This is a genomic window from Mucilaginibacter sp. P4_E8 (assembly GCF_056401495.1).
Window position 1 is genome coordinate 47971 of record NZ_JBFUJG010000009.1, and the last position, 23164, is coordinate 71134.

22 protein-coding genes are annotated in these 23164 nt (G+C 42.2%); 16 read left to right on the forward strand and 6 right to left on the reverse strand.

What is annotated here, in order from left to right:
* Window positions 1-4: 4 nt before the first annotated feature.
* The 4 genes from AC1DRQ_RS05915 to AC1DRQ_RS05930 all read left to right on the forward strand — a co-directional run bounded on the left by AC1DRQ_RS05915 (window position 5) and on the right by AC1DRQ_RS05930 (window position 4067).
* The gene (locus AC1DRQ_RS05915) at window positions 5-838 is read left to right on the forward strand and encodes a hypothetical protein (protein ID WP_477422847.1); all 834 of its coding nucleotides are present in this window, start codon (window positions 5-7) and stop codon (window positions 836-838) included.
* Between the two features lie 265 nt (window positions 839-1103).
* Window positions 1104-2528 (forward strand): glycogen synthase, encoded by a 1425-nt coding sequence (locus AC1DRQ_RS05920; RefSeq protein WP_429399088.1) that lies wholly within the window; start codon window positions 1104-1106, stop codon window positions 2526-2528.
* Window positions 2525-3787, forward strand: coding sequence for a glucose-1-phosphate adenylyltransferase (locus AC1DRQ_RS05925; RefSeq protein WP_477422849.1), 1263 nt, complete (start codon window positions 2525-2527; stop codon window positions 3785-3787). The genes AC1DRQ_RS05920 and AC1DRQ_RS05925 overlap by 4 nt, the downstream gene beginning before the upstream one ends.
* 94 nt (window positions 3788-3881) lie before the next feature.
* Entirely contained in the window at window positions 3882-4067 is a 186-nt protein-coding gene (locus AC1DRQ_RS05930; protein WP_429399086.1) for a hypothetical protein, read from the forward strand.
* A 165-nt stretch (window positions 4068-4232) separates the two neighbouring features.
* Here AC1DRQ_RS05930 and AC1DRQ_RS05935 read toward each other — a convergent pair whose 3' ends face one another.
* The 3 genes from AC1DRQ_RS05935 to AC1DRQ_RS05945 all read right to left on the reverse strand — a co-directional run bounded on the left by AC1DRQ_RS05935 (window position 4233) and on the right by AC1DRQ_RS05945 (window position 6796).
* Entirely contained in the window at window positions 4233-4913 is a 681-nt protein-coding gene (locus tag AC1DRQ_RS05935; RefSeq protein ID WP_429399085.1) for a metal-dependent hydrolase, read from the reverse strand.
* Window positions 4914-5044: 131 nt separating this feature from the next.
* Window positions 5045-5350 carry a YbaB/EbfC family nucleoid-associated protein gene (locus AC1DRQ_RS05940; protein ID WP_477422851.1) on the reverse strand — a complete coding sequence of 102 codons (306 nt, stop codon included), beginning with the start codon at window positions 5348-5350 and terminating at the stop codon, window positions 5045-5047.
* Window positions 5351-5581: 231 nt separating this feature from the next.
* Window positions 5582-6796: a serine hydrolase domain-containing protein gene (locus AC1DRQ_RS05945; protein ID WP_477422853.1), complete on the reverse strand. Its 1215-nt coding sequence runs from the start codon at window positions 6794-6796 to the stop codon at window positions 5582-5584.
* Window positions 6797-6913: 117 nt separating this feature from the next.
* Here AC1DRQ_RS05945 and AC1DRQ_RS05950 point away from each other — a divergent pair, with 117 nt between their 5' ends.
* Together AC1DRQ_RS05950 and AC1DRQ_RS05955 are read left to right on the forward strand one after the other, a co-directional pair.
* Window positions 6914-7906 (forward strand): tetratricopeptide repeat protein, encoded by a 993-nt coding sequence (locus tag AC1DRQ_RS05950; RefSeq protein ID WP_477422855.1) that lies wholly within the window; start codon window positions 6914-6916, stop codon window positions 7904-7906.
* A gap of 39 nt (window positions 7907-7945) precedes the next feature.
* Entirely contained in the window at window positions 7946-8974 is a 1029-nt protein-coding gene (locus AC1DRQ_RS05955; protein ID WP_477422857.1) for a tetratricopeptide repeat protein, read from the forward strand.
* 9 nt (window positions 8975-8983) lie between these two features.
* Here the strand turns inward: AC1DRQ_RS05955 and AC1DRQ_RS05960 are convergent, their stop codons facing one another.
* Entirely contained in the window at window positions 8984-9721 is a 738-nt protein-coding gene (locus AC1DRQ_RS05960; protein WP_477422859.1) for an AAA family ATPase, read from the reverse strand.
* A gap of 163 nt (window positions 9722-9884) precedes the next feature.
* Here AC1DRQ_RS05960 and AC1DRQ_RS05965 point away from each other — a divergent pair, with 163 nt between their 5' ends.
* From AC1DRQ_RS05965 to AC1DRQ_RS05985, 5 genes are all read left to right on the forward strand, one after another.
* Window positions 9885-10541 carry a DUF6624 domain-containing protein gene (locus AC1DRQ_RS05965; protein ID WP_477422861.1) on the forward strand — a complete coding sequence of 219 codons (657 nt, stop codon included), beginning with the start codon at window positions 9885-9887 and terminating at the stop codon, window positions 10539-10541.
* A gap of 148 nt (window positions 10542-10689) precedes the next feature.
* Window positions 10690-12087 carry a class II fumarate hydratase gene (fumC, locus tag AC1DRQ_RS05970; RefSeq protein ID WP_477422863.1) on the forward strand — a complete coding sequence of 466 codons (1398 nt, stop codon included), beginning with the start codon at window positions 10690-10692 and terminating at the stop codon, window positions 12085-12087.
* Between the two features lie 63 nt (window positions 12088-12150).
* The gene (locus AC1DRQ_RS05975; protein WP_477422865.1) at window positions 12151-12690 is read left to right on the forward strand and encodes a fumarate hydratase; all 540 of its coding nucleotides are present in this window, start codon (window positions 12151-12153) and stop codon (window positions 12688-12690) included.
* 2 nt (window positions 12691-12692) lie between these two features.
* A complete protein-coding gene (locus AC1DRQ_RS05980; RefSeq protein WP_477422867.1) occupies window positions 12693-13487 on the forward strand; it encodes a S1/P1 nuclease in 795 nt (264 codons plus the stop codon).
* Window positions 13488-13619: 132 nt separating this feature from the next.
* Entirely contained in the window at window positions 13620-14060 is a 441-nt protein-coding gene (locus tag AC1DRQ_RS05985) for a low molecular weight protein-tyrosine-phosphatase (RefSeq protein ID WP_477422869.1), read from the forward strand.
* Window positions 14061-14219: 159 nt separating this feature from the next.
* On the opposite strand, the gene AC1DRQ_RS05990 is transcribed toward AC1DRQ_RS05985, so the two are convergent.
* Window positions 14220-14726 carry a GNAT family N-acetyltransferase gene (locus AC1DRQ_RS05990; RefSeq protein WP_477422871.1) on the reverse strand — a complete coding sequence of 169 codons (507 nt, stop codon included), beginning with the start codon at window positions 14724-14726 and terminating at the stop codon, window positions 14220-14222.
* A gap of 181 nt (window positions 14727-14907) precedes the next feature.
* Between AC1DRQ_RS05990 and hisS the strand changes: the two genes are divergently transcribed.
* A complete protein-coding gene (gene hisS, locus AC1DRQ_RS05995) occupies window positions 14908-16284 on the forward strand; it encodes a histidine--tRNA ligase (RefSeq protein WP_477422873.1) in 1377 nt (458 codons plus the stop codon).
* A 418-nt stretch (window positions 16285-16702) separates the two neighbouring features.
* On the opposite strand, the gene porX is transcribed toward hisS, so the two are convergent.
* Window positions 16703-18256 carry a T9SS response regulator signal transducer PorX gene (gene porX, locus AC1DRQ_RS06000; protein ID WP_477422875.1) on the reverse strand — a complete coding sequence of 518 codons (1554 nt, stop codon included), beginning with the start codon at window positions 18254-18256 and terminating at the stop codon, window positions 16703-16705.
* A 253-nt stretch (window positions 18257-18509) separates the two neighbouring features.
* Between porX and AC1DRQ_RS06005 the strand changes: the two genes are divergently transcribed.
* The 4 genes from AC1DRQ_RS06005 to lpxA all read left to right on the forward strand — a co-directional run bounded on the left by AC1DRQ_RS06005 (window position 18510) and on the right by lpxA (window position 23135).
* Window positions 18510-19736: an HD domain-containing protein gene (locus AC1DRQ_RS06005; RefSeq protein WP_477422877.1), complete on the forward strand. Its 1227-nt coding sequence runs from the start codon at window positions 18510-18512 to the stop codon at window positions 19734-19736.
* A 138-nt stretch (window positions 19737-19874) separates the two neighbouring features.
* Entirely contained in the window at window positions 19875-20927 is a 1053-nt protein-coding gene (lpxD, locus tag AC1DRQ_RS06010; RefSeq protein ID WP_477422879.1) for a UDP-3-O-(3-hydroxymyristoyl)glucosamine N-acyltransferase, read from the forward strand.
* A 19-nt stretch (window positions 20928-20946) separates the two neighbouring features.
* The gene (locus AC1DRQ_RS06015; protein WP_429399070.1) at window positions 20947-22353 is read left to right on the forward strand and encodes a bifunctional UDP-3-O-[3-hydroxymyristoyl] N-acetylglucosamine deacetylase/3-hydroxyacyl-ACP dehydratase; all 1407 of its coding nucleotides are present in this window, start codon (window positions 20947-20949) and stop codon (window positions 22351-22353) included.
* Window positions 22350-23135: an acyl-ACP--UDP-N-acetylglucosamine O-acyltransferase gene (gene lpxA, locus AC1DRQ_RS06020; protein ID WP_429399069.1), complete on the forward strand. Its 786-nt coding sequence runs from the start codon at window positions 22350-22352 to the stop codon at window positions 23133-23135. Before AC1DRQ_RS06015 ends, lpxA begins: the two co-directional genes overlap by 4 nt.
* Window positions 23136-23164: the final 29 nt, after the last annotated feature.

Below are 23164 nucleotides of genomic sequence, written 5' to 3' on the forward strand. Positions count from 1 at the left end.
AGTTGTGAAATGGTATATCGCCTTTATTGYGGTTTTGTTATTTGGCTGCCGACAGCCAAATAACAAAACAATTGCTATAAAAGCACAGACGCATCCTGATTCAATAAAAATTGAACGGATAGATTCTATAAGACAAAAGCAACAAGAAGAAGGAATAGCCGATAGTATCGCACAAAAAAGAATTATTGATACTGCTTTGAAATATGCGCTTCAACATAAGGGCCGGTCATCTTATAAAAAAAAGTTAATCATCTATAGTGATACCTCGTTGTATGCAAAACTCGTTTTTGGGCATTTATTTTCAAACGACAAAAAGCATCTGATCGTTGTTAACAAGAACAACGATATTGATGTACATATCAATGTTTTTTTGCTTGATGGTAATCAGTTCCATTTATTAATAAGCTGGGATGAAGGCTATTTAAACTATCTGGGCTTTGAAGTAAGAGATGTTAATGGCGACCATTTCAAAGACTTTTTATATAACTGGTATGCCACATCGGGCTGCTGTGCCCGTAATGCTTATAATGTTTATTTATACCGGCCGCACGCTGGTAATTTTACTTCAGCATATCGGTTCATTAACCCAACATTTTCACCATCTGAAAAACTGATACGCGGTGTTGAATATGGACATCCCGGAGAGGTGCCGCTTTATAAATATAAGTGGAACGGATTGAACATTGATACCGTTGAATACATTTATCCCGCAGATACACTAAAGAAAAAGTTTTACCTGGTGCATCGTTACAATGATCCTAAAAATAAAAAAACATTATCAGCAGTTCCCCGCGACTATCAGAATATAATGGGTTATGATTGGTTTATGGATTATTAATACACAGAAATAACTACATACTTGTATTAACCAAAACCCATCTAAGCATAAATCAGACGTTTTTATGCCACAAACTCAGCTTAGTGTACCTAAGGCCCAAAACATTCTTCCATCATTTCGCCGCTTTTAGTGCAAATACTTCAAATTAAGGCGTAAAACTTTAAAAAGTTTTTTACAATAATCCCGCTAAATTTTAAAAACTATATTAATCATTATAGGTTTCTCTTTTAGTAATCTTTGCTTAAATTGAGCTAATAAAACCTGAATGAAAATATACCATCTGAGTGCTGAATGTTACCCTGTTGCTAAGGTTGGCGGGCTTGCTGATGTTGTTGGCGCACTGCCCAAATACCAAAATATGTTGGGGTTGCAGGCGGCAGTTGTAATGCCTTATTACGACCGTAAGTTTACCCGCGAAAATGAATTTGACATTGTTTTCAGTGCGGCCACGCTATTGGGCACCCGTAGGCTTTACTTCGAGATATTAAAGGAAAAAACCAATAAACTTGGTTTTGAGCTTTTTTTAGTGAGGATTCCGGGTTTGCTTGATCGCGAAAATGTATATAGTTACCCCGACGAAAGAGAACAGTTTATTGCTTTTCAGCTGGCGTTTTTAGATTGGATAAGCTATACCTACCAAACGCCCGATATTATCCATTGCCATGACCATCATTCGGGTTTGGTGCCGTTCTTAATGTATCATTCTAAATTATACCGGCGACTGGCTAATATACCAACTGTATTTACTATTCATAACGGGCAATACCACGGCGCTTTTGGTTGGGAAAACCTGTCGTACCTGCCCGAGATCGACCTTACAAAAACCGGTTTGCTTGATTGGGCCGGAGGCATTAACCCACTGGCAGCCGCGGTAAAATGCTGCTGGCGTTATACAACCGTATCTCCAACCTATCTGCGTGAGCTTACTATTAACTCAAACGGGCTGGAGTATTTGTTTTGGATTGAAAGTGCTAAGGGATACGGTATTATCAACGGTATTGACACCGAAGTATGGAATCCCAAAACCGATGCCATGATAGCCGCGAATTTCACTGTAAAGCAATTGGCAAAAGGTAAGCAGGCCAATAAAGAGGCACTCTGCGAAAGGTTTGCTTTAAACCCCAACAAGCCCTTGTTTACATTTATAGGCCGCCTGGTAATTGAGAAAGGCGCCGACCTGCTGCCTGAGGCTATTGAACGCAGCCTTACGGAAAACCCGGGCGAGGCTAACTTTTTAATACTAGGCTCGGGCGAGGAGGAAATGGAAACTCCCTTGCTGGAGCTTAAAGACAAATACCCCGGCCAGTGTAATGTGTTTATTGGTTATGATGAAGCCCTGGCGCACCTTATTTATGCCGGGGCCGATTTTTTACTCATGCCTTCGCGGGTGGAGCCATGTGGCCTTAACCAACTATACTCGCTAAGATATGGTACGATGCCATTGGTACGCAGCACCGGTGGATTAATTGACTCGGTTATTGATTTTGGCGATGAGGACGGTTATGGTATCCGTTTTAACCAGGCCTCTGTTGATGATATATGCCTGGCAATTTCGCGGGCCATTGTACTTTATCAAAACACAGCCCAGCTACAGTTATTACGCAAACGCATGATGGCGCTCGATTTTTCATGGGATCGTTCGGCAAAAGAATATAATGACCTATATGAAAGTTTAAACCCTACGATATGACATCTAAAGTAATTTCAATTGTGCTTGGCGGTGGCCAGGGCAGTCGTTTATCCCCCCTTACGGCAACACGCTCCAAGCCGGCCGTTCCTATTGCCGGTAAGTACCGCCTGGTTGACATTCCAATTTCTAATTGCCTCCATGCAGGTATTACCCGTATTTATGTGCTAACGCAGTTCAACTCGGCATCGTTAAATAAGCATATCAAAAACACGTATCACTTCAGCAGCTTTAGTGATGCTTTTGTTGATATTTTAGCGGCAGAGCAAACACCATCAAATGTAACCTGGTACCAGGGGACGGCCGATGCGGTGAGGCAAAGCTTGCACCACCTCGCGGTGCATGATTTTGACTATGTGCTCATCCTGTCGGGCGATCAATTATACCAGATGGACTTTGAGGAAATGATCGGTCAGCATATTGATACAGGTGCCGAAATTTCTATAGCTACTATCCCTGTTGATGCCGCTGATGTTCCGGGATTCGGTATATTAAAAACCGATGAAAATAACATGGTTACAGCTTTTATTGAAAAGCCTAAAAAAGATTTTGAAAGCTGGGCCTCAGAGGTAAGCGATGAAATGAAAGCCGAAGGCAGGGTTTACCTGGCCTCGATGGGTATTTATATCTTTAACCGTAAGCTTTTATATGAGTTGCTGGAAGGCAATGACCGTACCGACTTCGGTAAGGAGATTATCCCGCAATCAATTTCGGAGCATAAGGTAGCAAGTTACCAGTACGAAGGTTACTGGACAGATATTGGTACTATTCCATCGTTTTTTGAAGCCAATCTTGGTTTAACTGATGACATTCCGAAATTCAACCTTTTCGGCGAAAATCATATATATACCAGGGCCCGCATGCTGCCGCCATCAAAAATATCTGGCACATTGCTTGAGCACTCCATTATTGCCGATGGTTGTATTATCAATGCAAAACAAATTACACGCTCTTTAATTGGTATACGCACCCGTATTGGTGTTGATACAGTTATTGAGAACTGTTATGTAATGGGTAGTGATAATTATCAAACGCTGGAGCAAATTGCCGAATTGAAACTGAGCAGTTCGCCAATAATGGGTATAGGCGATAGGTGCAAGATCAAAAACGCCATTATTGATAAGAACACCTATATTGGTAACGATGTGCAAATAAACGTTGGTGCAGCACTACCTGACGGGGATTTTGGAACACATACCGTACAGGATGGCATTGTGGTTGTAAAAAAACGGGCTATCATACCTAACGGTACAATTATTTAATTGAAAATTAACGCAAACAATCCATAGTTAATTTGTTATAAGTAAATAAAACTATTTAAAAAGATAAAACTATTTAAATTAAAACTTAAAAACTATGAAAAAGGCTCTTTGTATGATTGCTTTAGTAGCGATCTCTTTTGGAAGCGTTTTTGCGTATGGTCCGGTAGTAAAAACAACAAATGGTACAATGCAAACCGATACTACCAAGAAAAAAATGAAACACAAAAAAATGAAGAAGGATACTACCATGAAAAAAGACACCACGAAGATGAAACGGTAATCCTGATCAACAACAAAAAAGCCTCCCGATGTATTTCGGGAGGCTTTTTTGTTGATAATAAGCGGGTTTAGAGATTTGTCATCCTGAACTTGTTTTAGGATCTCTCAGGACAAGCTCTACTTGTGGGGTGCCCAAACAAGTTCGGCATGACTTATCATTAATTTCCTACAACTCAATAGTTTCGCCTATTGCGGGAAGCTTTAAATTAAGGCCTGCTTTGATAAACTTTTCGGCCACGTCATCCTTATCAATTACTATAACCGGGAAGGAATCGTAATGCATACCAATAATATTTTTGCAGTTTATAAACCCAGCGGCCTTTATGGCATCATCGGCACCCATGGTATAGTTATCGCCAATGGGTAAATACGCCCATTCAAGATTCTCATCTTCCAGCAGTTTCATATCATAGGTAAGGGCGGTATCGCCGGCAAAATATACGTTTTTACCTTCTGTGGCATATATCACAAACCCAGCTGGGTTACCACCCGGTGCGCCATCGGGCATGGTGCTGGAATGTATGGCATTAACCATTTTAACCCGTCCGAAATCAAAATTAAAGCCTCCGCCAATATTCAATCCGTGTACATTATCAACTCCTTTGCTGTTAAGCCAGTCGGCTATTTCGGCAATACAGATAACCTTGGCCCCGCTGTTCTTTTGTACCTCAATTAAGTCGGCCACATGATCGCCATGCCCGTGCGATACCAGAATATAATCAGGTTTAATGCTCTTGATGTCAATATGCTTAGCCAGTGGGTTATGCGTAATAAAAGGATCAAACAGCAACTTTTTGCCGCCGGTTTCTATTTCAATAGTTGATTGACCGTAATAAGTAGTTTTCATAGTTGATATTTATTAAAGTAGATCAAAATTAAATACTTATAACTAAGTGTTGCAACACATAACCCTATCGTGGCAAAAAAGTTACAAAGTGATGCTTCTAAAGTTTCCCTTTCAGAGAGTTAAAGGGCAGTCTATTTTCCAAACATGCCGCCTAAGCCGCCAAGCATATCTTTGGTCATGGCAGCCATTTCACTTTGGCTTATGTTTTCGGCCTGTTCCATAGCCTTGTTAATGGCCACTACTAATAATTCTTCAACCTCTTCCTTATCCGCGCCGGCTAAAAAATCACTATCGATATGTACAGACTGTACAACTTTATTGCCATTGGCTGTTACCGTAATTTTTCCACCCTCGGCCGCTCCGGATACCGTGATGGCATCCAATCTTTTTTTTATTTCGCCCGCCTTTTGTTGGGCCTCCATTAATTTATCAAACATGATATTTAAAATTTTATTTGTGAAAATTATCTGAACCAGGATTTATGGGATTTTTCACGATTTAATTTTTTATTGGTGTTCAAGAGGGCTGCGCCGTTAATGGATTTCCCCGATTTTTTTAATCCTATAAATCTAAAAAATCTGTTTAATCGTGGTTCAGACAGAATTACAGATTTGCAAATTACCTTGATTTTAAATTAGCCATTCACTTAGTCAACTACTCACCAAAAATTAATCATCACTGGTATCGCCATTGCCCTTGTATGCGCTTTTACGTACTACAGGCATACCCGCGGCTTTAAACAGGTCATCAAGCTTCAGTAAGCTGCCATTGGCTAAATTAGATAACAGCACAATCGTGATATCGTTTTTCATATCGCGCAAATAAATGTGCCTGAAACCATGCCACCAGCCGGTGTGGTAAATAACCTCCTGACCGGGCGCGGTAAATGTACGCCAGCCATAGCCATAGCTAAAGTGCCCATGCAGCATAGGGTTACGAGGCACGTAGGCGGAATCAAGCGTGGCCTGTTTCAGCAACCTGCCGGCACGTAATGCACGGTCGAACAAAAAAAGATCAGCAATAGTACTGTAAACACCTTTGTCGCCTACCGGGCCATCCAAAAAGTTCTGTGCTACCGAATAACGCCACTGCCCCCTGTCGTGCCCAACCACGTCAACCGGTATTTTATCGTACACGGCTTTTGAATAAACGTTGGTGTGCATCATGCTGGCCGGGATAAATACGTTCTGTTTCATGAACTGGGCATATGACATACCGCTCACCTTTTCGATAATGGCGCCAAGCACCATAAAGTTGGAGTTGTTATATAAAAATCTTTTGTTGGGCACATTAAACGGACGCGGCTTGTATTCGGCTATCATTTTCATGGCATCCGCGTTGGTAAGGCCTTTGCGTTGGTTCAGGTGCTGGCTGCGGTATATATCATCAATAAAATATACATAGTTCATCATGCCCGATCGGTGCGTAAGTAACAGGCGTATGGTGATGCCATCATAGGGGAAATCGGGAAAGAATTTTTTTACGTTATCATCAAGCGTTAGCTTGCCCCGCTCCATCAGCATTAAAATACCGGTGGAGGTCATGGTTTTGGTAACCGAAGCCAGTTCAAACTGCGAACCTAATTTCAGGCTGTCGCGATGCAGGTAATCGGCCCAGCCAATGGCGTTCTCATATATGATCTTGCCTTTTTTTGCAACCAGCACATTGCCGTTAAAGCCACGGGTGCGATGCAGTTCCTTCATCACTTCGTCGATCCTTTTATCGGCATTTTTGGGGTTATAGGCCAGCAGTGCCACAGTATCTAATGGCTTGCTTTTAGCAGGGTCTACACTTTTATTTTTATCATTGTTTTTTGACGAACAGGACGTTAATATCAATAGGGAGGCGGCAAATGTTAGAACGCTTTGGTACACTAATCTCATAATAAATTTCTCACTCTTAAACGGATGCGAAAATTAGAAATTATACCTCATGAATGAATTAAAGTTTTAATTTTTTTCGTTTAATTGTTACTCTTTGTATGTTTAAGTATGAATATTGTGAAAAAGATCTGTCTTATTATATCCATTTTATTCCCTGGAGTTTTAGCTTACGCCCAGGATACTGATGTTAATGCCCTAATAAAACAGGGCGTTCAGCTTAACAACGAACGGAATTATGCCGGCGCCATCGAAAAATATAAACAAGCATTAAGTGCCGACCCCGAAAATACGCAGGCTAATTACCAGCTGGCTTACTCGCTTTTTGCGTCAGGCAAAGGGGCCGATGGTATTCCTTATTTGAATAAAGTGATTAAAACAAACAACAATTTTACCGGCCCGGCTTATGAGCTTTTAGGCAGTATTTATGATGCCGCACATCAACCTCAACAAGCCATTGATGCTTACAAAGCAGGGATAGCGTTAAAGCCCGACTATCAGCCGCTCTTTTTTAATATCGGGCTGGCCTACTTCAGGGCTGGAAAATATGCCGATGCAGAATTGGCTGCCATCAATGCCATTAAGCTCGACCCCAAACACGCCAACAGCCAGCGTTTGTATGGCTTGGTTACTTTTCATCAAAACAAAAGGGCGGCTGCTTTACTGGGGCTTTGCAGCTTTTTATTGCTGGAGCCCGATGGTCCACGCTCGGTCGAGGCGTATATCAATATGCAGAGCATTTTAAAGGGCGGCACCCTCAAGACCGAAAAAACGGATGCCTCGAACATTGCCTTAAATAAAGCGCTTTCGGCGGCGGTAGCGACGACTGCATTGAGGAGATACGCATCGCCGGCCGATCTGCTGGCGGCTCAGCTTAAAGCTATATTTGTGGCTGTTGATCAACTGGCCGAAAAACAAACAGGGAATGACTTTTTTAGAAATTATTACGCCTCGTTTTTTTACAAGCTGGCCCAAACAGAGCACATGCCAGCATTTGCCCGGTTAATGGATCTGAGCGCCAATAAAGCCGCCGATAATCAATGGCTGCAGCAAAATGATGATAAGCGTAAGACATTGGAGGCTTGGGTTACAGCAACGGAAAGAAAGTTTTAAAGCACTTTCTTTTTCGGATTTCAGTGTTTAAATTTAAGCATGAAAACCTATCACCAATTTTTGCTGCTATTTATATTTTCTGCTTTTTCATCACATGTTTTTTCACAAAACAAGGATGATGCGGTTGCACTGGTTAAACAGGGGATTGCCCTGCATGATGAGGGTAAATACCCGGAAGCCATTGCCAAATACCAGGAAGCATTAAAAATTGACCCGGATAATATCAATACCCAGTATGAATTGTCGTATACCCTGTGTAGCTCGGGTAAGGCGAAAGAGGCTATCCCTTATCTGGAGAAACTGGTAGCATCTAATAAGATGGCCCAGGCTTATGACCTGCTTGGAAGCACCTATGACGACGAAAATCAGTTTGATAAGGCCGAAGCCTGTTACAAAGCGGGGATAAAGGCATTTCCGGATTTTCAGCGGCTGCGCTTTAATTTGGCTTTAGCTTATTTACGTCAAAAAAGATATCCCGAAGCCGAAACCTATGCTATTGAAGCCATAAAGCTGGAGCCCAAACATGCCAGTAGTCAAAGAACGTATGCACTGGCTGCCCTTGGTCAAAATAAAAGGTTATGTGCCATGATGGCCTTTTGTAACTTTCTGTTGCTTGAACCCCAAACCAAACGGTCGACAGAGGCCTATGAGTACATTGATAAAATATTTAAGGCCGGTGCAGAGCAAAAGAATATTTTAATAACTACCGATAAGGATAAAATTTCGCCCATGTCAATGGCCGAAGCTTCCATTGCAATAGCTGCTTTGGCAACAAAGGCAATGGAAACCCAGAATATCGGTTCGCCGCAGGAACGCCTGAGCAATGAATTAAAAATGGTGTTCGAAACAACAGCTAAAGAGGGGGAGAAACAAACCAACAAGGATTTTTTCTGGAAATACTATGCCGATTATTTTGGCAAACTGGCCCAAACCGATAATATGCCTGCATTTACCCGCCTCATTAGCCTGAGCGCTTACCGGGAGGATAATCTGAAATGGTTTAATGAAAACGATAAACAGCTATCGGCTCTGGACGCCTGGGTATCGGGTACTAAGAGGGAGTTTTAGCCCTGCTGTTTAATTGCCTAAAAGTATCCTGGTCATTTCCTGATGGTTGTTTAAAAAATATTTGGTAACCATATAGTGTTCGGTTTCTTCGTAATTAACCTGTTTAATGCCTGCATCATCAAGCTGATAAATAATAGCATTGGGATATGCCAGTAATATAGGCGAATGAGTAGCTATAATAAATTGAGAGTTTTCCTTAACCAGTCTATCTATTAACGATAGTGCAGCCAATTGCCTTGCGGGAGATAACGCGGCTTCGGGCTCATCAAAAATATAGAGGCCGTTTCCTTTAAGCTTATTGGTTAACGTTGTCATAAAGGCCTCGCCATGTGAATATTGATGCAAGGGTTTGCCATTGTTACCATAACTTCCCAGATACTCCGGTGTTTCCGTTTCCATATAAGTAGCTACATTGTAAAAGCTTTCGGCACGCAAAAAATAATAGTCGGATGGTTTGCGGAAGCTTTTAACCCCGGTTAGGTATTTAAAAAGAGGAGAGGCATTATTATGGGTTTGAAACTGCACATTTTTAGTGCCGCCTTCAATTGCAAAACCCAGGTTTAGTGCTATCGCTTCTATCAGTGTTGATTTTCCGGAACCGTTTTCACCAACAATAAAAGTTACGTCTGGGTGAAATGCTAATGACGAGAGACTTTTTATGGCCGGGATATGAAAGGGGTATTCCTCAAAAGATGAGATGAGATCGCGTTTAAGAATTATTTCTTTTAAATATGGCCTGGCTTCCATACAAGGTTTTAAGCGTTTCCGTCTAAGTTATTTATTATTTAATAAAGAGTGAAATAAAGCCAGCCTGAAGAGAGATAGACTGAGGAAAGAAAATTTTGAACTTGTATAAGTTTTTTAAGTTTACCTCGTTAAAATGACTAAACCTTTAGTTGAAGCACAATTTATGAAACCAGTAATTTTTATCCTATGCCTTTTTATTTCGCACGCGACCTTTAGCCAGCAGAAACTGAATCTTCCTTTGAAAAAACAAATGGACAGTGTTATGGTCCTTGATCAAAAATACCGTGAAGCATTAACCTTATTAATGGAGCCTTCTAAAAAAGATTCGGTTGCCAAAAGTGTATCTCTTTCCGTTGCGAATGCCATGAACTACTATTGGAAGTTACAACATCACCTTGACTCGATGAATATCGTTTTTGTGGAGCAGATGTTTGAAAAATATAGTTATCCGGGCAAAACGTTAGTAGGCGAGCCAACCAATGAGGCCGCCTGGAATGTAATTCAACATTCATCTAAAATTGACAAGTATTTACCAATAATTAAAAAAGCAGCAAATAGAGGAGAATTACCTTACAGATTGTATGCTATGATGCTTGACAGGCAACTATCTAATCATGGTAAGGAACAAATATATGGCACCCAAGCCCATTGGGGTAAACTTAAAAATGGAAAAGATATTGGTGGTTTTATCTGGCCAATTAAAGACCCTGCCAGGGTAAATGCCCTCCGCAAAAAAGCAGGCTTTGACCAAACGGTTGAACAAAATGCAGCCAGACTGGCGATCAAATACAAGGTGATCAAAATAGATGAGGTTAAATAGTCAATGCTTTCAGACTTACGAAGTTTTAAAAACTAAGTCTTCGGGTAAAAAGAAGATCTCTCCAATTCGTATTAAAAAGATTACGCTTAGCCATTCCCTTACATCATATAAAACCATAACTTTGCCCTGCTAAAATTTTAATACTACCATGAGTTTCAGAACCGAACACGATACCATGGGCGAGGTACAGGTACCTGCCGATAAATACTGGGGAGCACAAACAGAACGTTCACGCAATAATTTTAAAATTGGTCCCGAGGCATCTATGCCAAAGGAGATCATTGACGCGTTTGCCTATCTGAAAAAAGCCGCCGCTTATACCAATACCGACTTAGGCGTACTGCCTGTCGAAAAACGCGACCTGATAGCACAGGTTTGTGATGAAATATTAACAGGTGCATTAGTATCAGAATTTCCGCTGGTGATATGGCAAACCGGCTCGGGCACGCAATCAAACATGAACGTGAACGAAGTGGTAGCCAACCGTGCCCACGTATTACAAGGCTATAAACTGGGCGAAGGCAAAACCTTTATCCACCCAAATGATGATGTAAATAAATCGCAATCATCAAACGATACTTACCCAACAGCTATGCACATAGCGGCATATAAAATACTGATCGATGTAACCATCCCCGGTATTGAAAAACTGCGCGATACCCTGCAAGCTAAAGTTGAAGCGTTTAAAAGCGTAGTAAAAATTGGTCGTACGCACCTAATGGATGCTACCCCATTAACTTTGGGTCAGGAATTTTCGGGCTATGTATCACAGCTGAACCACGGCTTAAAAGCCCTGCGCAACACGCTTGATCATCTTTCTGAGCTTGCTTTGGGTGGTACCGCGGTAGGTACAGGTATCAACACGCCCAAAGGGTATGATGTAAAAGTGGCCGAATACATTGCCAAATTCACCGGCTTACCATTTATCACTGCCGAAAATAAATTTGAAGCCCTTGCCGCTCACGATGCCATTGTAGAAAGCCATGGCGCGCTGAAACAGATAGCGGTTTCCTTAATGAAAATAGCTAATGATATCAGGATGCTGGCTTCGGGTCCGCGTTCAGGTATCGGCGAGATCCACATTCCTGATAACGAACCGGGATCATCTATTATGCCGGGCAAGGTTAATCCAACCCAAAACGAAGCGGTTACCATGGTAGCGGCTCAGGTTATGGGTAACGATGTAACCATATCCATTGGCGGATCGAACGGTCATTATGAACTGAACGTATTTAAACCGGTTATGGCTGCCAATTTCCTGCAGTCGGCCCGTTTAATTGGCGATGCCTGTGTTTCTTTTAATGACCATTGCGCTGTTGGCATTGAGCCAAACTATGAAGGCATTAAAAAGCATTTGGAGAACTCGCTAATGCTGGTTACCGCGCTTAACCCGCACATTGGTTATGAAAATGCAGCCAAAATAGCCAAAACCGCGTTAAAAGAAAACAAATCATTACGCGAAGCCGCTATAGCCCTGGGCCTGTTAACCAGCGAGCAGTTTGACCAATGGGTTAAACCCGAAGAAATGATAGGTAGTTTAAAATAAAAGCCTCACCCCCAACCCCTCTCCTTTAGGAGAGGGGCTTTTAGTTTATAGCGAACAGTATTTATGTCAAAGCCCTTTAGCTTTTGTTTTTTATCTTTTATTGCAAAACAACCTTTTGCCTTTTACCTTTTACCTTTCGCCTTTCTAATAGCCTCTTGCTCCTTAAATCCCGACGTACAAAAACCCGGCGAAAAGTATGTACAGGGCGAGTGGCGGCAGGATTCGGTACCGGCGCAAAAGCGGTTGGTTGCTTATTCGCTGTATGATCTTAAATTTAGCTGTGATTCTTTTTTTATGAAGGTTAGCTCATACAGCAAAGTAAATTACGGTTCGGATACTTGTATGAACAAAGGCCATTGGGCCGAATATATAAAAGGAACCTACTCGCAAAGGCTGGATACGCTACACCTCAAAGGCGAGTTTTGTAACGCCGATGGCAGCTATAAGGATGAAAAAGGCTGTTTTCGTTCGGGCGATTATGAGGAGTATTTTAAGGTTAAACAAAAAACCGATTCGCTTATTCAATTTGCAAGTACATCCAATGTTATACCCATCAACGCGCATTTAATAAAAAGAACAAGCTGTACACCAAAACCATTATAACAATGAAAAAAAACTTCTTCAAAAAGATCATCCTGTTTATTGCCATATGTTATACTCCCTTACAAAGCATGGCCTGGGGAACAAACGGCCACCGTATTTGCGGACAAATAGCCGACAGCTATTTAACCCCTAAAGCCCGTGCGGCCATACAGGCTATTTTAGGTAATGAATCAATCGCTATCACCAGTAACTGGGCCGACTTTATTAAATCTGACCCGACTTACAACTATATGTACAACTGGCATTTTATTGATCTGGATAAGGCTTATACCTATCCCGAACTGCAGGCCTATTTAAAGGCCGACACCGTAACCGATGCCTACACCAAAATGAATTTTTTAATTACTGAATTAAAAAAGAAGGATCTTGCTAAAACCAACAAGCTGCTTTACCTGCGTATGCTGATCCATATTGTAGAGGATGTACATCAGCCATTGCACACCGGCCACACCCAGGATAAAGGCGGTAATGATGTTAAAGTACAATGGTTTGGTAAGGAAAGTAACCTGCACTCAGTTTGGGATAGTGGGCTGATAGATGCGCAGCAACTGAGCTATACCGAATATGCGGCAATGATAAACCATTCCACCGCTGCTGAACGAGCTAAACTGCAAAAAGATCCGATAAGTGAGTGGTTGTTTGAAAGCAACCAGCTTGCCGAAAAAATATATGCCGGTGTTACTCCGCTGGAGAACCTGAGCTACAAATACAATTTTAAATACATAGAGATACTTAATCACCAGATGCTAAAAGCCGGTGTACGGCTGGCTGGCGTGCTTAATCAAATTTTTGGATAATTTTGAGGTGAAAGGGTAAAGGCGAAAGGTAAAAGGTTTCGAGCGGTTTGTTAAAAAGACCCTCTGCATTTTACTTTTTGCCTTTCAAATAAAAACCTTTGGCCTTTTACCTTTCAGCTTTAACCTTAAAAAATGAAAATACTAATGGTTTGCCTGGGCAATATATGCCGTTCGCCATTGGCCGAGGGGATTATGCAGCATTTGGCAACTGCAAATGGCTTAAACTGGGAAGTTGATTCGGCAGGTACGGGCAACTGGCACGTTGGCGAGGGTCCCGACCGGCGGTCAACCCGTGCGGCACGCAATCATGGCATCGACATCAGCAAACAGGTATGCCGCCTGTTCAGGGAAAGTGATTTCGATGAGTTCGATCATATTTTTGTGATGGATAAAAACAACCTGCGCGATGTTTTAACTCTGGCCCGCAACGATGAGAATGCCCAAAAAGTAAAGCTATTGCTTGGCGATAAGGTAGTCCCCGACCCCTACTATGATGATACCCAGTTTGAACCCGTTTTTATGCTGATTGAAGGTGGGTGTAAGGATATTATAAAGGAGCTGACGAATAGCTAACAGCTGATTTCATCCACGCGTCATTGCGAGGTACGAAGCAATCTCTACACAGGCAGGTCAATCATAAAGGTTTTTACTTTTCTATTTTCTCTGTATTGCATAGAGATTGCTTCGTACCTCGCAATGACGTGGTGGGAAAGCATAAAGGTTTATTTACCCTTAATCTACTCTCACCACCTTAAACAAAGGCAAATCCTCCCCATACCAAAAGGCACGACCGTGTGGTTCGAAACCGGCTTTGGATAAAACCCGTTGTGATGCGGCATTGTCTGGATGGGTAACGGCACAAATTTCCTTTAGCCCTACTTCATTAAGGCCATAGTACACCAGGGTTTTTGCAAGTTCGGTCGCGATGCCCGCTCCCCAGTATTTGAGGTGCAAGCGGTAGCCCAGTTCGATACTGTTTTTATCAGATTCGCTGTAATTTAATATACATACCCCTATAAAATCGTTATCGGCGATGTTAAAAATTCCCCACCGCCCCAGGCCCGATTGAATTTTATATTCTTTCAGTGTATCCTTAAAAACCTGTTTGCTTTCCTGTGGCGTGCGTTTTTTTACATACCGGGTAAGACGTTCGTCTTCATCCAATGCAAGTAAAAGTGTTTCGTCTTCGGGTGTAAACTCACGGATCAGCAGGCGCGATGTTTTTGCGATAATGTTCATGGTTTTCAAAAATATATTATTCCACATGTTTTTTGCAGTGGCTTAGGTAAAAACTGTGTCATTTAGTGGGATATAGATGTCGCAAAATGGGTGTTTGGGGCGTTCGGGCCAGTTTAGGAAAAGCGAACACCCGAATGCAAGCCACTATTTGGCATAATTTGCTTTTTTGTACATTTGCCGCATGGCATCCATCAAACCATCCGTACCCAAAGGAACCCGCGATTTTTCACCAACAGAAATGGTGAAACGTAACTATATATTTGATACCATTAAAGGCGTTTTCCGTAAATACGGCTACCAGCAGATTGAAACTCCAACAATGGAGAAACTTGAAACTTTGACTGGCAAATACGGTGATGAGGGAGATAAGCTAATATTCAAGTTATTGAACAGCGGCGACTTTCTTACTGATGCAAAAATAGATAGCACTAATTTTATTGCAGATTATAAAAAGCTAACCCCTAAGATATCGGGCAAAGCCCTCCGCTACGATCTTACAGTTCCTTTTGCCCGTTACGTAGTGCAACACCAAAACGAGATCACCTTCCCGTTCAAGCGTTTCCAGGTGCAACCGGTTTGGCGTGCCGACAGGCCGCAGCGTGGCCGCTACCGGGAGTTTTACCAATGCGATGCCGACGTGGTTGGTTCTGATTCATTACTGAATGAGGCCGAGTTTGTGATGATCTATGATGAGGCTTTAAGCAAGCTTGGACTAAAGGATTTCAGCATAAAAATCAATAATAGAAAAATTCTATCAGGTATTGCTCAAATTATAGATAAAGCTGATAATATCATTGATTTGACCGTAGCCATTGATAAATTAGATAAGATTGGTCTTGATGGTGTGATCAAAGAACTGCTGGAACGTGGTTTTACCGAGGCTGATATTGAAAAAATTAAACCGGTTATTTTACTGGAAGGTTCCAATACCGAAAAGCTACAAAGCCTGCGCGAAGCCCTTGCCACTTCAGAGATTGGCCTGAAAGGATGCGATGAAATTGAAACCGTGTTCAACTATATAAAAAGCTGTCCGCTGCAAACCGGCAAATTAGAACTCGACATTACCCTTGCCCGCGGACTAAACTATTACACCGGCGCCATCTTCGAGGTTAAAACCAACGAGGTTAATATGGGCAGCATCGGCGGCGGCGGTCGTTATGATGATCTTACTGGCATGTTCGGTTTAAAAGGGCTTACCGGTGTAGGCATATCCTTTGGCGCCGATCGTATTTATGATGTACTGGAAGAACTCAACCTGTTCCCCGCTGCAGCCAACCAAAGTACGCAGGTATTGATCTGCAACTTTGATAAAGAGGGTGAGCTGTATGGTCTGCCCCTGTTGCAACAACTACGCCGCCAAAATATCAATGCGGAACTATACCCTGCTGGTGCCAAGATCAAAAAGCAAATGGAATATGCCAACAATAAAAATATTCCCTACACTGTAGTGATCGGCAGCGACGAAATGCAAAGCGGCCTGCTCTCGTTCAAAAACATGACCACCGGCGAGCAGGAAAAACTTACCGCTGATGAGATCGTGAAGCGGTTGGTTGTCTGAATCAGGATTCTCAGAATTTAAGAATTAACAAAATAAAAGATATGTCATTGTCCGCTACCGCGGGCTTTCAGCCCGTGGTTAACATGACTCAGCTTTCAGCTGTAGTTTTAAGTCGGAGGCTTACCCCATACAATACCATGAGATACGCTACGCTAATCTCGCGGCAGCGAAAATTGGCAAAATAAAAGATATGTTATTGCGAGCGCAGCGCGGCGAGAAACCTCACCCAACCCTCCCCAAAGGAGAGGGCTTTAAAATGCTTTTTAAAGTCTCCCCTACCGGGGGAGATTTAGAGGGGGCTTCTTGCTTCGTCGTTCCTCCTCACAATGACATGGTTTATAATGTATAAACAAAAAGGCCATGCTTTTCTGAAAAGCATGGCCTTTAATATATCAAAAGCTCCCATTCAGGGGGCTGTCTATTTAGGACCGTAAGTAACTATCGGTATGATCATTTCTTCTAACGAGATACCACCGTGCTGGAAGGTTTCATTATAGAAATTAACAAAGTGGTTATAGTTGTTCGGGTACACAAAGTAGCTGTCTTCCTTGGCAAACACAAAACTCGAGCTCAGGTGCAGTTTGGGCAGCATTGCATCGTGCGGATTGCGGATGTGAAATACTTCCTTGGCGTTATAGTTAAGGTTTTTACCTTGTTTGTAGCGCAGGTTGGTATTGGTATTCCTGTCGCCCACAATTTTGCTTGGGTTTTTAACGCGGATGGTACCATGATCTGTGGTAATAATTACTCTTACCTGTTTCTGGGCTAAAAATTTAAGCAAATCAAACAGTGGCGAGTGCTCAAACCAGGATAGCGTTAAGGAACGGTATGCCGCGTCGTCGCTGGCCAGCTCACGGATCATCTGCATATCGGTACGGGCGTGCGAAAGCATATCAACGAAGTTGTACACCACCACATTAAGCTCGTTGTTCATCAGGTTATTTACCGACTCATTAAGGGCGCGGCCCTCGTCAATATTCAATATTTTATGGTACGAATATTTGCACTCCTTACGCAGTACGCGTTTTAAATGATCGGCAATAAATTCAGATTCATATAGGTTCTTACCGCCCTCGTCTTCATCATTTTGCCACATGTTGGGGTAGCGTTTTTCCATATCCAGGGGCATTAATCCCGAGAATATAGAGTTACGCGCATATTGGGTGGCGGTAGGTAAAATACTATAATAAGTATCTTCTTCCTCCAGCCTGAAATATTCAGATATAATAGGGTTGATCACCTTAAACTGGTCATACCTCAGGTTATCAATCAGTATAAAAAACAGGGGCCCTTTACCATCGAGTTTGGGGAATACCTTCTTTTTAAATAATTGAGGCGAGCTGGTTGGTGCAAAATCGGGGTTCTTGATCCAGTTTAAATAATTGCGTTCAATAAACTTGCAGAACTGAACATTGGCTTCGGCTTTTTGCAGGGTTAGTATTTCGTGCATTCCGGCATCTTCCAGTTGCTCCAGCTCCAGCTCCCAGTATATGAGCTTTTTATATACGTCAACCCATTCCTGGTGGCTCAGGTTGTCGTTAAGCGTCATACCCAGGGTACGGAAATCCATTTGGTAGGCCATGGTTGTTTTTTCGGTAACCAGGCGTTTGTTTTCTGTAAGCTTTTTTATGGTGAGCAATATTTGTTTAGGGTGCACCGGCTTGATCAGGTAATCGTCGATCTTTGACCCAATGGCATCTTCCATCAAATACTCTTCCTCGTTTTTGGTGATCAGCACAATAGGAACATCATTATTAATGTTTTTTATTTGCTGCAGGGTTTCCAGTCCGGTTAATCCGGGCATGTTTTCATCCAGGAATACGAGGTCGAAATAATTCTGTTTAAACGCGTCAACCGCGTCGTTACCATTGGTAACGGTAGTAACTTTGTATCCTTTTTCGCTTAAGAAAAGTATATGTGGCTTTAAAAGGTCAATTTCGTCATCGGCCCATAAAATGGTGGTATCTTGCATAGTATCTGTATATTAAAGTAAATCTGAACCCGAATTTATAGAATAAGGAATTAACAGAATAAAAAAGGGTTAGTAACCTGACTATTGAATTAGCAAAATTCAACAAATCCCCGAATTCTATAAATTCAGGTTCAGAGATTAAACCCCAAGCAATGGTTTTTGTTGTTGACAGGTAAAGGTATTAACAAAATTTAACAAACATCGTGCGCTTATTTTACCTTTGTTTTACATTTTTGCAACGTAATCATCCACATTGAACAAAAAGAAGATAATAAACGACCCTGTTTATGGCTTTATCAGTATCCCAACCGAACTGGTATTTGACCTGATCGAACATCCGTACTTTCAGCGGTTAAGGTATATCAAGCAATTAGGCATGACGCACCTGGTGTATCCGGGGGCGTTGCACACCCGTTTCCATCATGCACTGGGAGCCATGCACCTGATGGATATGGCCATTGAAACTTTATGTAATAAAGGGCATCATATAAGTGCCGAGGAAGAGGAAGCCCTAACCATAGCCATATTGCTGCATGATATTGGCCATGGCCCATTCTCGCACGCGCTGGAGCGTACTATTATAGAGGGCATAGCACATGAAGATATATCGGCTATGCTCATGAACAAGTTAAACGAGCAGTTTGAAGGCCGCTTAACCATGGCTATCAATATTTTTAATGATACTTACCCGCGCAGGTTTTTGCACCAGCTGGTATCAAGTCAGCTGGATATGGACAGGTTGGATTACCTGAACCGGGATAGTTTTTTTACCGGCGTATCTGAAGGAGTGATCAGTTCTGACCGTATCATCAAAATGCTGAACGTAAAGGATGATCATATTGTGGTAGAAGAAAAGGGCATTTATTCGATAGAAAAATTTTTAATAGCCCGCAGGTTGATGTACTGGCAGGTTTATCTGCATAAAACGGTAATAGCAGCCGAGGAACTGTTGGGTAAAGTTTTTAAACGCTGCCGTGAACTATCCTTAAAGGGTGAAGACCTGTTTGCAACCCCGGCATTAAAGCATTTTATTAAAAGCCACATCAGTCGTGATGCTTTTATGAATGAGGATCATCACCTCGAAATTTTTGCAAGTTTGGACGATGCTGATATTATGTCGGCAGTAAAGGTTTGGGCCGGGCATGATGATTTTGTACTTTCAACCCTGTCAAAAAACCTGGTACAGCGTAATCTTTATCATGTAGATATTACCAGCAAACAGCCCGAGAAGGAGTTTGTTAATAGCCTGATACAAAAAGCGGTAAAAAAATATGGCATAAGCGAGCATGAGGCTTCGTATTTTGTTTTTACAACATCCATACGTAACAATGCCTACACCGCCGGCGATGGTAATATAGGTATATTGATGAAAGATGGGAATGTACATGATATTACAACAGCCAGCGACAATTCAAATTTGGAGGCCCTGGCTAAAACTGTTAAGAAATATATACTTTGTTATAGTAAGGAATTTTTATGAGGCTCGGGGAACGAGGATCGTGGTTCGGGTATTGAACGGAGAATACAAAAGAACACGAACCAGGATCCCCGCAACCGGCAACCCAACCCGCAACTAATTAATAATTTGCTGCTTTAATTTTAACATTTAAATTTGTCGATGCAATTTACTGCTCAGGAAATAAGTTTACTGCTTAACGGAACTGTTGAAGGTGATCCTTCTGTACAAGTTCATCAGCTGGCTAAGATAGAAGATGGTACCCCAGGAAGCCTTTCTTTTTTGGCCAACCCTAAGTATGAGCAGTATTTATATACCACCAATGCTTCGATAGTTATTGTTAATAATGACTTGCAGCTTACGGGGCCTGTAAAAGCTACACTGATTAGGGTTGAGAATGCTTACAGTTCATTTTCGGTTCTGCTTGAACAATACAATACCATTAAACTCAATAAAAAGGGTATTGAAGAGCCTAACTTTATACACCCAACCGCTCAAATAGGTACCGATCTTTATATCGGTGCGTTTGCCTACATTGGGCTTAATGCCAAAATTGGTAACAACTGTAAAATTTATCCTAATGTTAACATTGCCGACAATGTTACTATCGGTGATAACGTTACCTTGTTTTCGGGTGTTACCGTTTATTTTGATTGTGTAATTGGTAATAATGTTATAGTGCATTCGGGCGCGGTGATTGGCAGTGATGGTTTTGGTTTTGCACCCAACCCCGATGGTACCTACACAAAAATTGCACAAATTGGCAATGTTATTTTGGAAGACGATGTTGAGGTGGGATCAAATACCACTATTGACAGGGCCACTATGGGTTCAACAGTGATACGTAAAGGCGTTAAACTGGATAATCTGATACAGATAGCACATAATGTGGAGATAGGTGCCAATACGGTAATTGCTGCACAGTCTGGCATATCGGGCAGTACAAAGATTGGCGAAAATGTGATCATGGGCGGACAGGTTGGTTTAGTAGGACATATTAGCATTGCAAACCGTACGCAGTTTCAGGCTCAATCGGGTGTAAGCCGCTCCATTACCGAAGAAGGTAAGAAATGGGCCGGTACGCCTGCAGCCCCCTATAATGCCAATATGCGCTCAAACGTGGTGATAAGCCGCTTACCCGAGCTGGAAAAAAGAATAAACGAATTAGAAAAAATAATTATAGAACTACGTAACGCTAAGGGCGACGGAAATTAATACGGCCGACATTAATATTATGAATGTAAAACAAAGAACCATTAAATCACCTGTTTCAGTTTCGGGCACGGGCTTACATACTGGCCAAAGGGTAACCATGACCTTTAACCCGGCACCAGAAAACCACGGTTATAAATTCAGGAGGGTTGATATGCCTGGTTCGCCTATAATTGATGCTGATGTTGATAACGTGACCGATACTTCAAGAGGTACTACCATTTCACAAAACGGCGCAACGGTAAATACGGTTGAGCACGTACTGGCTGCACTGGTGGGTTTGGAGATTGATAATGTTTTGATAGATATGGACGGCCCCGAAACACCTATTATGGATGGTAGTTCGATACAGTTTGTTGATGTGATGATGGAGACCGGTTTGATTGAACAGGAAGCCGACAGGGAATATTATCATATACCTTATAACATTCACTACTCTGAGCCCGATCGTAAGGTGGAAATGGTAGCTATGCCTTTGGATGATTACCGTTTTACCTGCATGGTTGATTATAATTCACAGGTACTGGGCAGTCAGCATGCCAGTATATCAACCATAAGCGAATTTAAAAAGGAAATTGCCTCATGCCGTACTTTTTGCTTTTTGCATGAACTTGAAATGCTGTTAAAGCACGACCTGATAAAGGGCGGTGATCTTAACAACGCCATTGTAGTGGTTGATAAGGATGTTGACGAAGATGAACTGGCCCACTTAGCAAAACTTTTTAACCGTAAGGATATAAATGTTGCGCCTCAGGGTATATTAAATAATATTGAGCTGCGCCATCAGAACGAACCAGCAAGGCATAAATTGCTGGACATGATTGGCGATCTGGCATTGGTTGGTGTTCCGTTAAAGGGGCATATTATGGCAGCCAGGCCTGGCCATGCAGCCAATGTGGCCTTCGCAAAAAAAATAAAAGCGTTAATTAAAAAGGAAAAAAGCCGTAAGCAGGTTAAGGTTTATGACCCCAATGCCAAGCCTGTATTTGATACTGTTGAGATCATGGGCATGTTGCCGCACAGGCAGCCTTTTTTAATGATAGATAAGATTCTGGAATTGACCAAAAGCCACGTGGTGGGCATGAAGAATGTGACCATAAATGAGGAGTTTTTTAAAGGCCATTTCCCGGGCGCTCCTATATTTCCGGGTGTGCTTCAAATTGAAGGTATGGTGCAAACCGGGGGTATCCTGGTTTTAAATACTGTGCCCGATCCGGAAAATTATCTTACCTTGTTTTTGAAGATCGAAAACGCTCGCTTTAAAAGTAAAGTAGTGCCCGGCGATACCATTATTTATATTTGCGATCTGCTGGCCCCAATCAGGCGTGGCATAGCAACCATGAAAGGTGTTGGTATGGTGGGCGACAGGGTTGTTGTGGAAGCCGAATTAATGGCTCAAATAGTAAAAGTAAAAGGAACAGAAGCATGATCCAGCCTTTAGCATATATACACCCACAGGCTAAAATAGCCGACAATGTGGTGATCGAGCCTTTTGTAACCATCCACAAGGATGTTGAAATTGGCGAAGGTACCTGGATTGGCTCCAACTCCGTTATCATGGATGGTGCCCGTATAGGCAAAAACTGCCGTATATTTCCCGGTGCCGTAGTATCGGCCCCACCGCAGGACCTGAAATATAAGGGCGAGCAAAGTACCGTATCCATTGGCGATAATACTACCATACGCGAGTGTGTAACCCTTAACCGCGGTACCGCGCTTGATAAAAATACAACTACCATTGGCAGTAATTGCCTGTTAATGGCTTACGTGCACGTAGCTCATGACTGTGTTATTGGCGATAATGTAATTATTGCCAACTCGGTACAACTGGCGGGACACATCAATATTTATGATTATGCTTTTGTTGGTGGTTCATCTGCCGTACACCAGTTTGTTGAAATTGGCGCACACAGCATGATATCCGGCGGGTCATTGGTGCGCAAGGATGTTCCTCCGTTCACTAAGGCGGGTCGGGAGCCATTATCATATGTGGGTATTAACTCTGTCGGTTTACGCCGCAGGGGCTTTTCGGCCGCTACCATTAATGAGATCCAGGAGATCTACCGTATTTTATTCCTTAAAAAATATAATGTAAGCAAGGCACTTGATATTATCGAGGCCGAATTTACCCCAAGTGTTGAGCGCGATGAGATTATTAACTTTTTGCAAAACTCGCAAAGGGGTATCATGAAGGGATTTGGGAATACTTAAATTGGTTCGGGTTATGAGGTTCGGGGGGC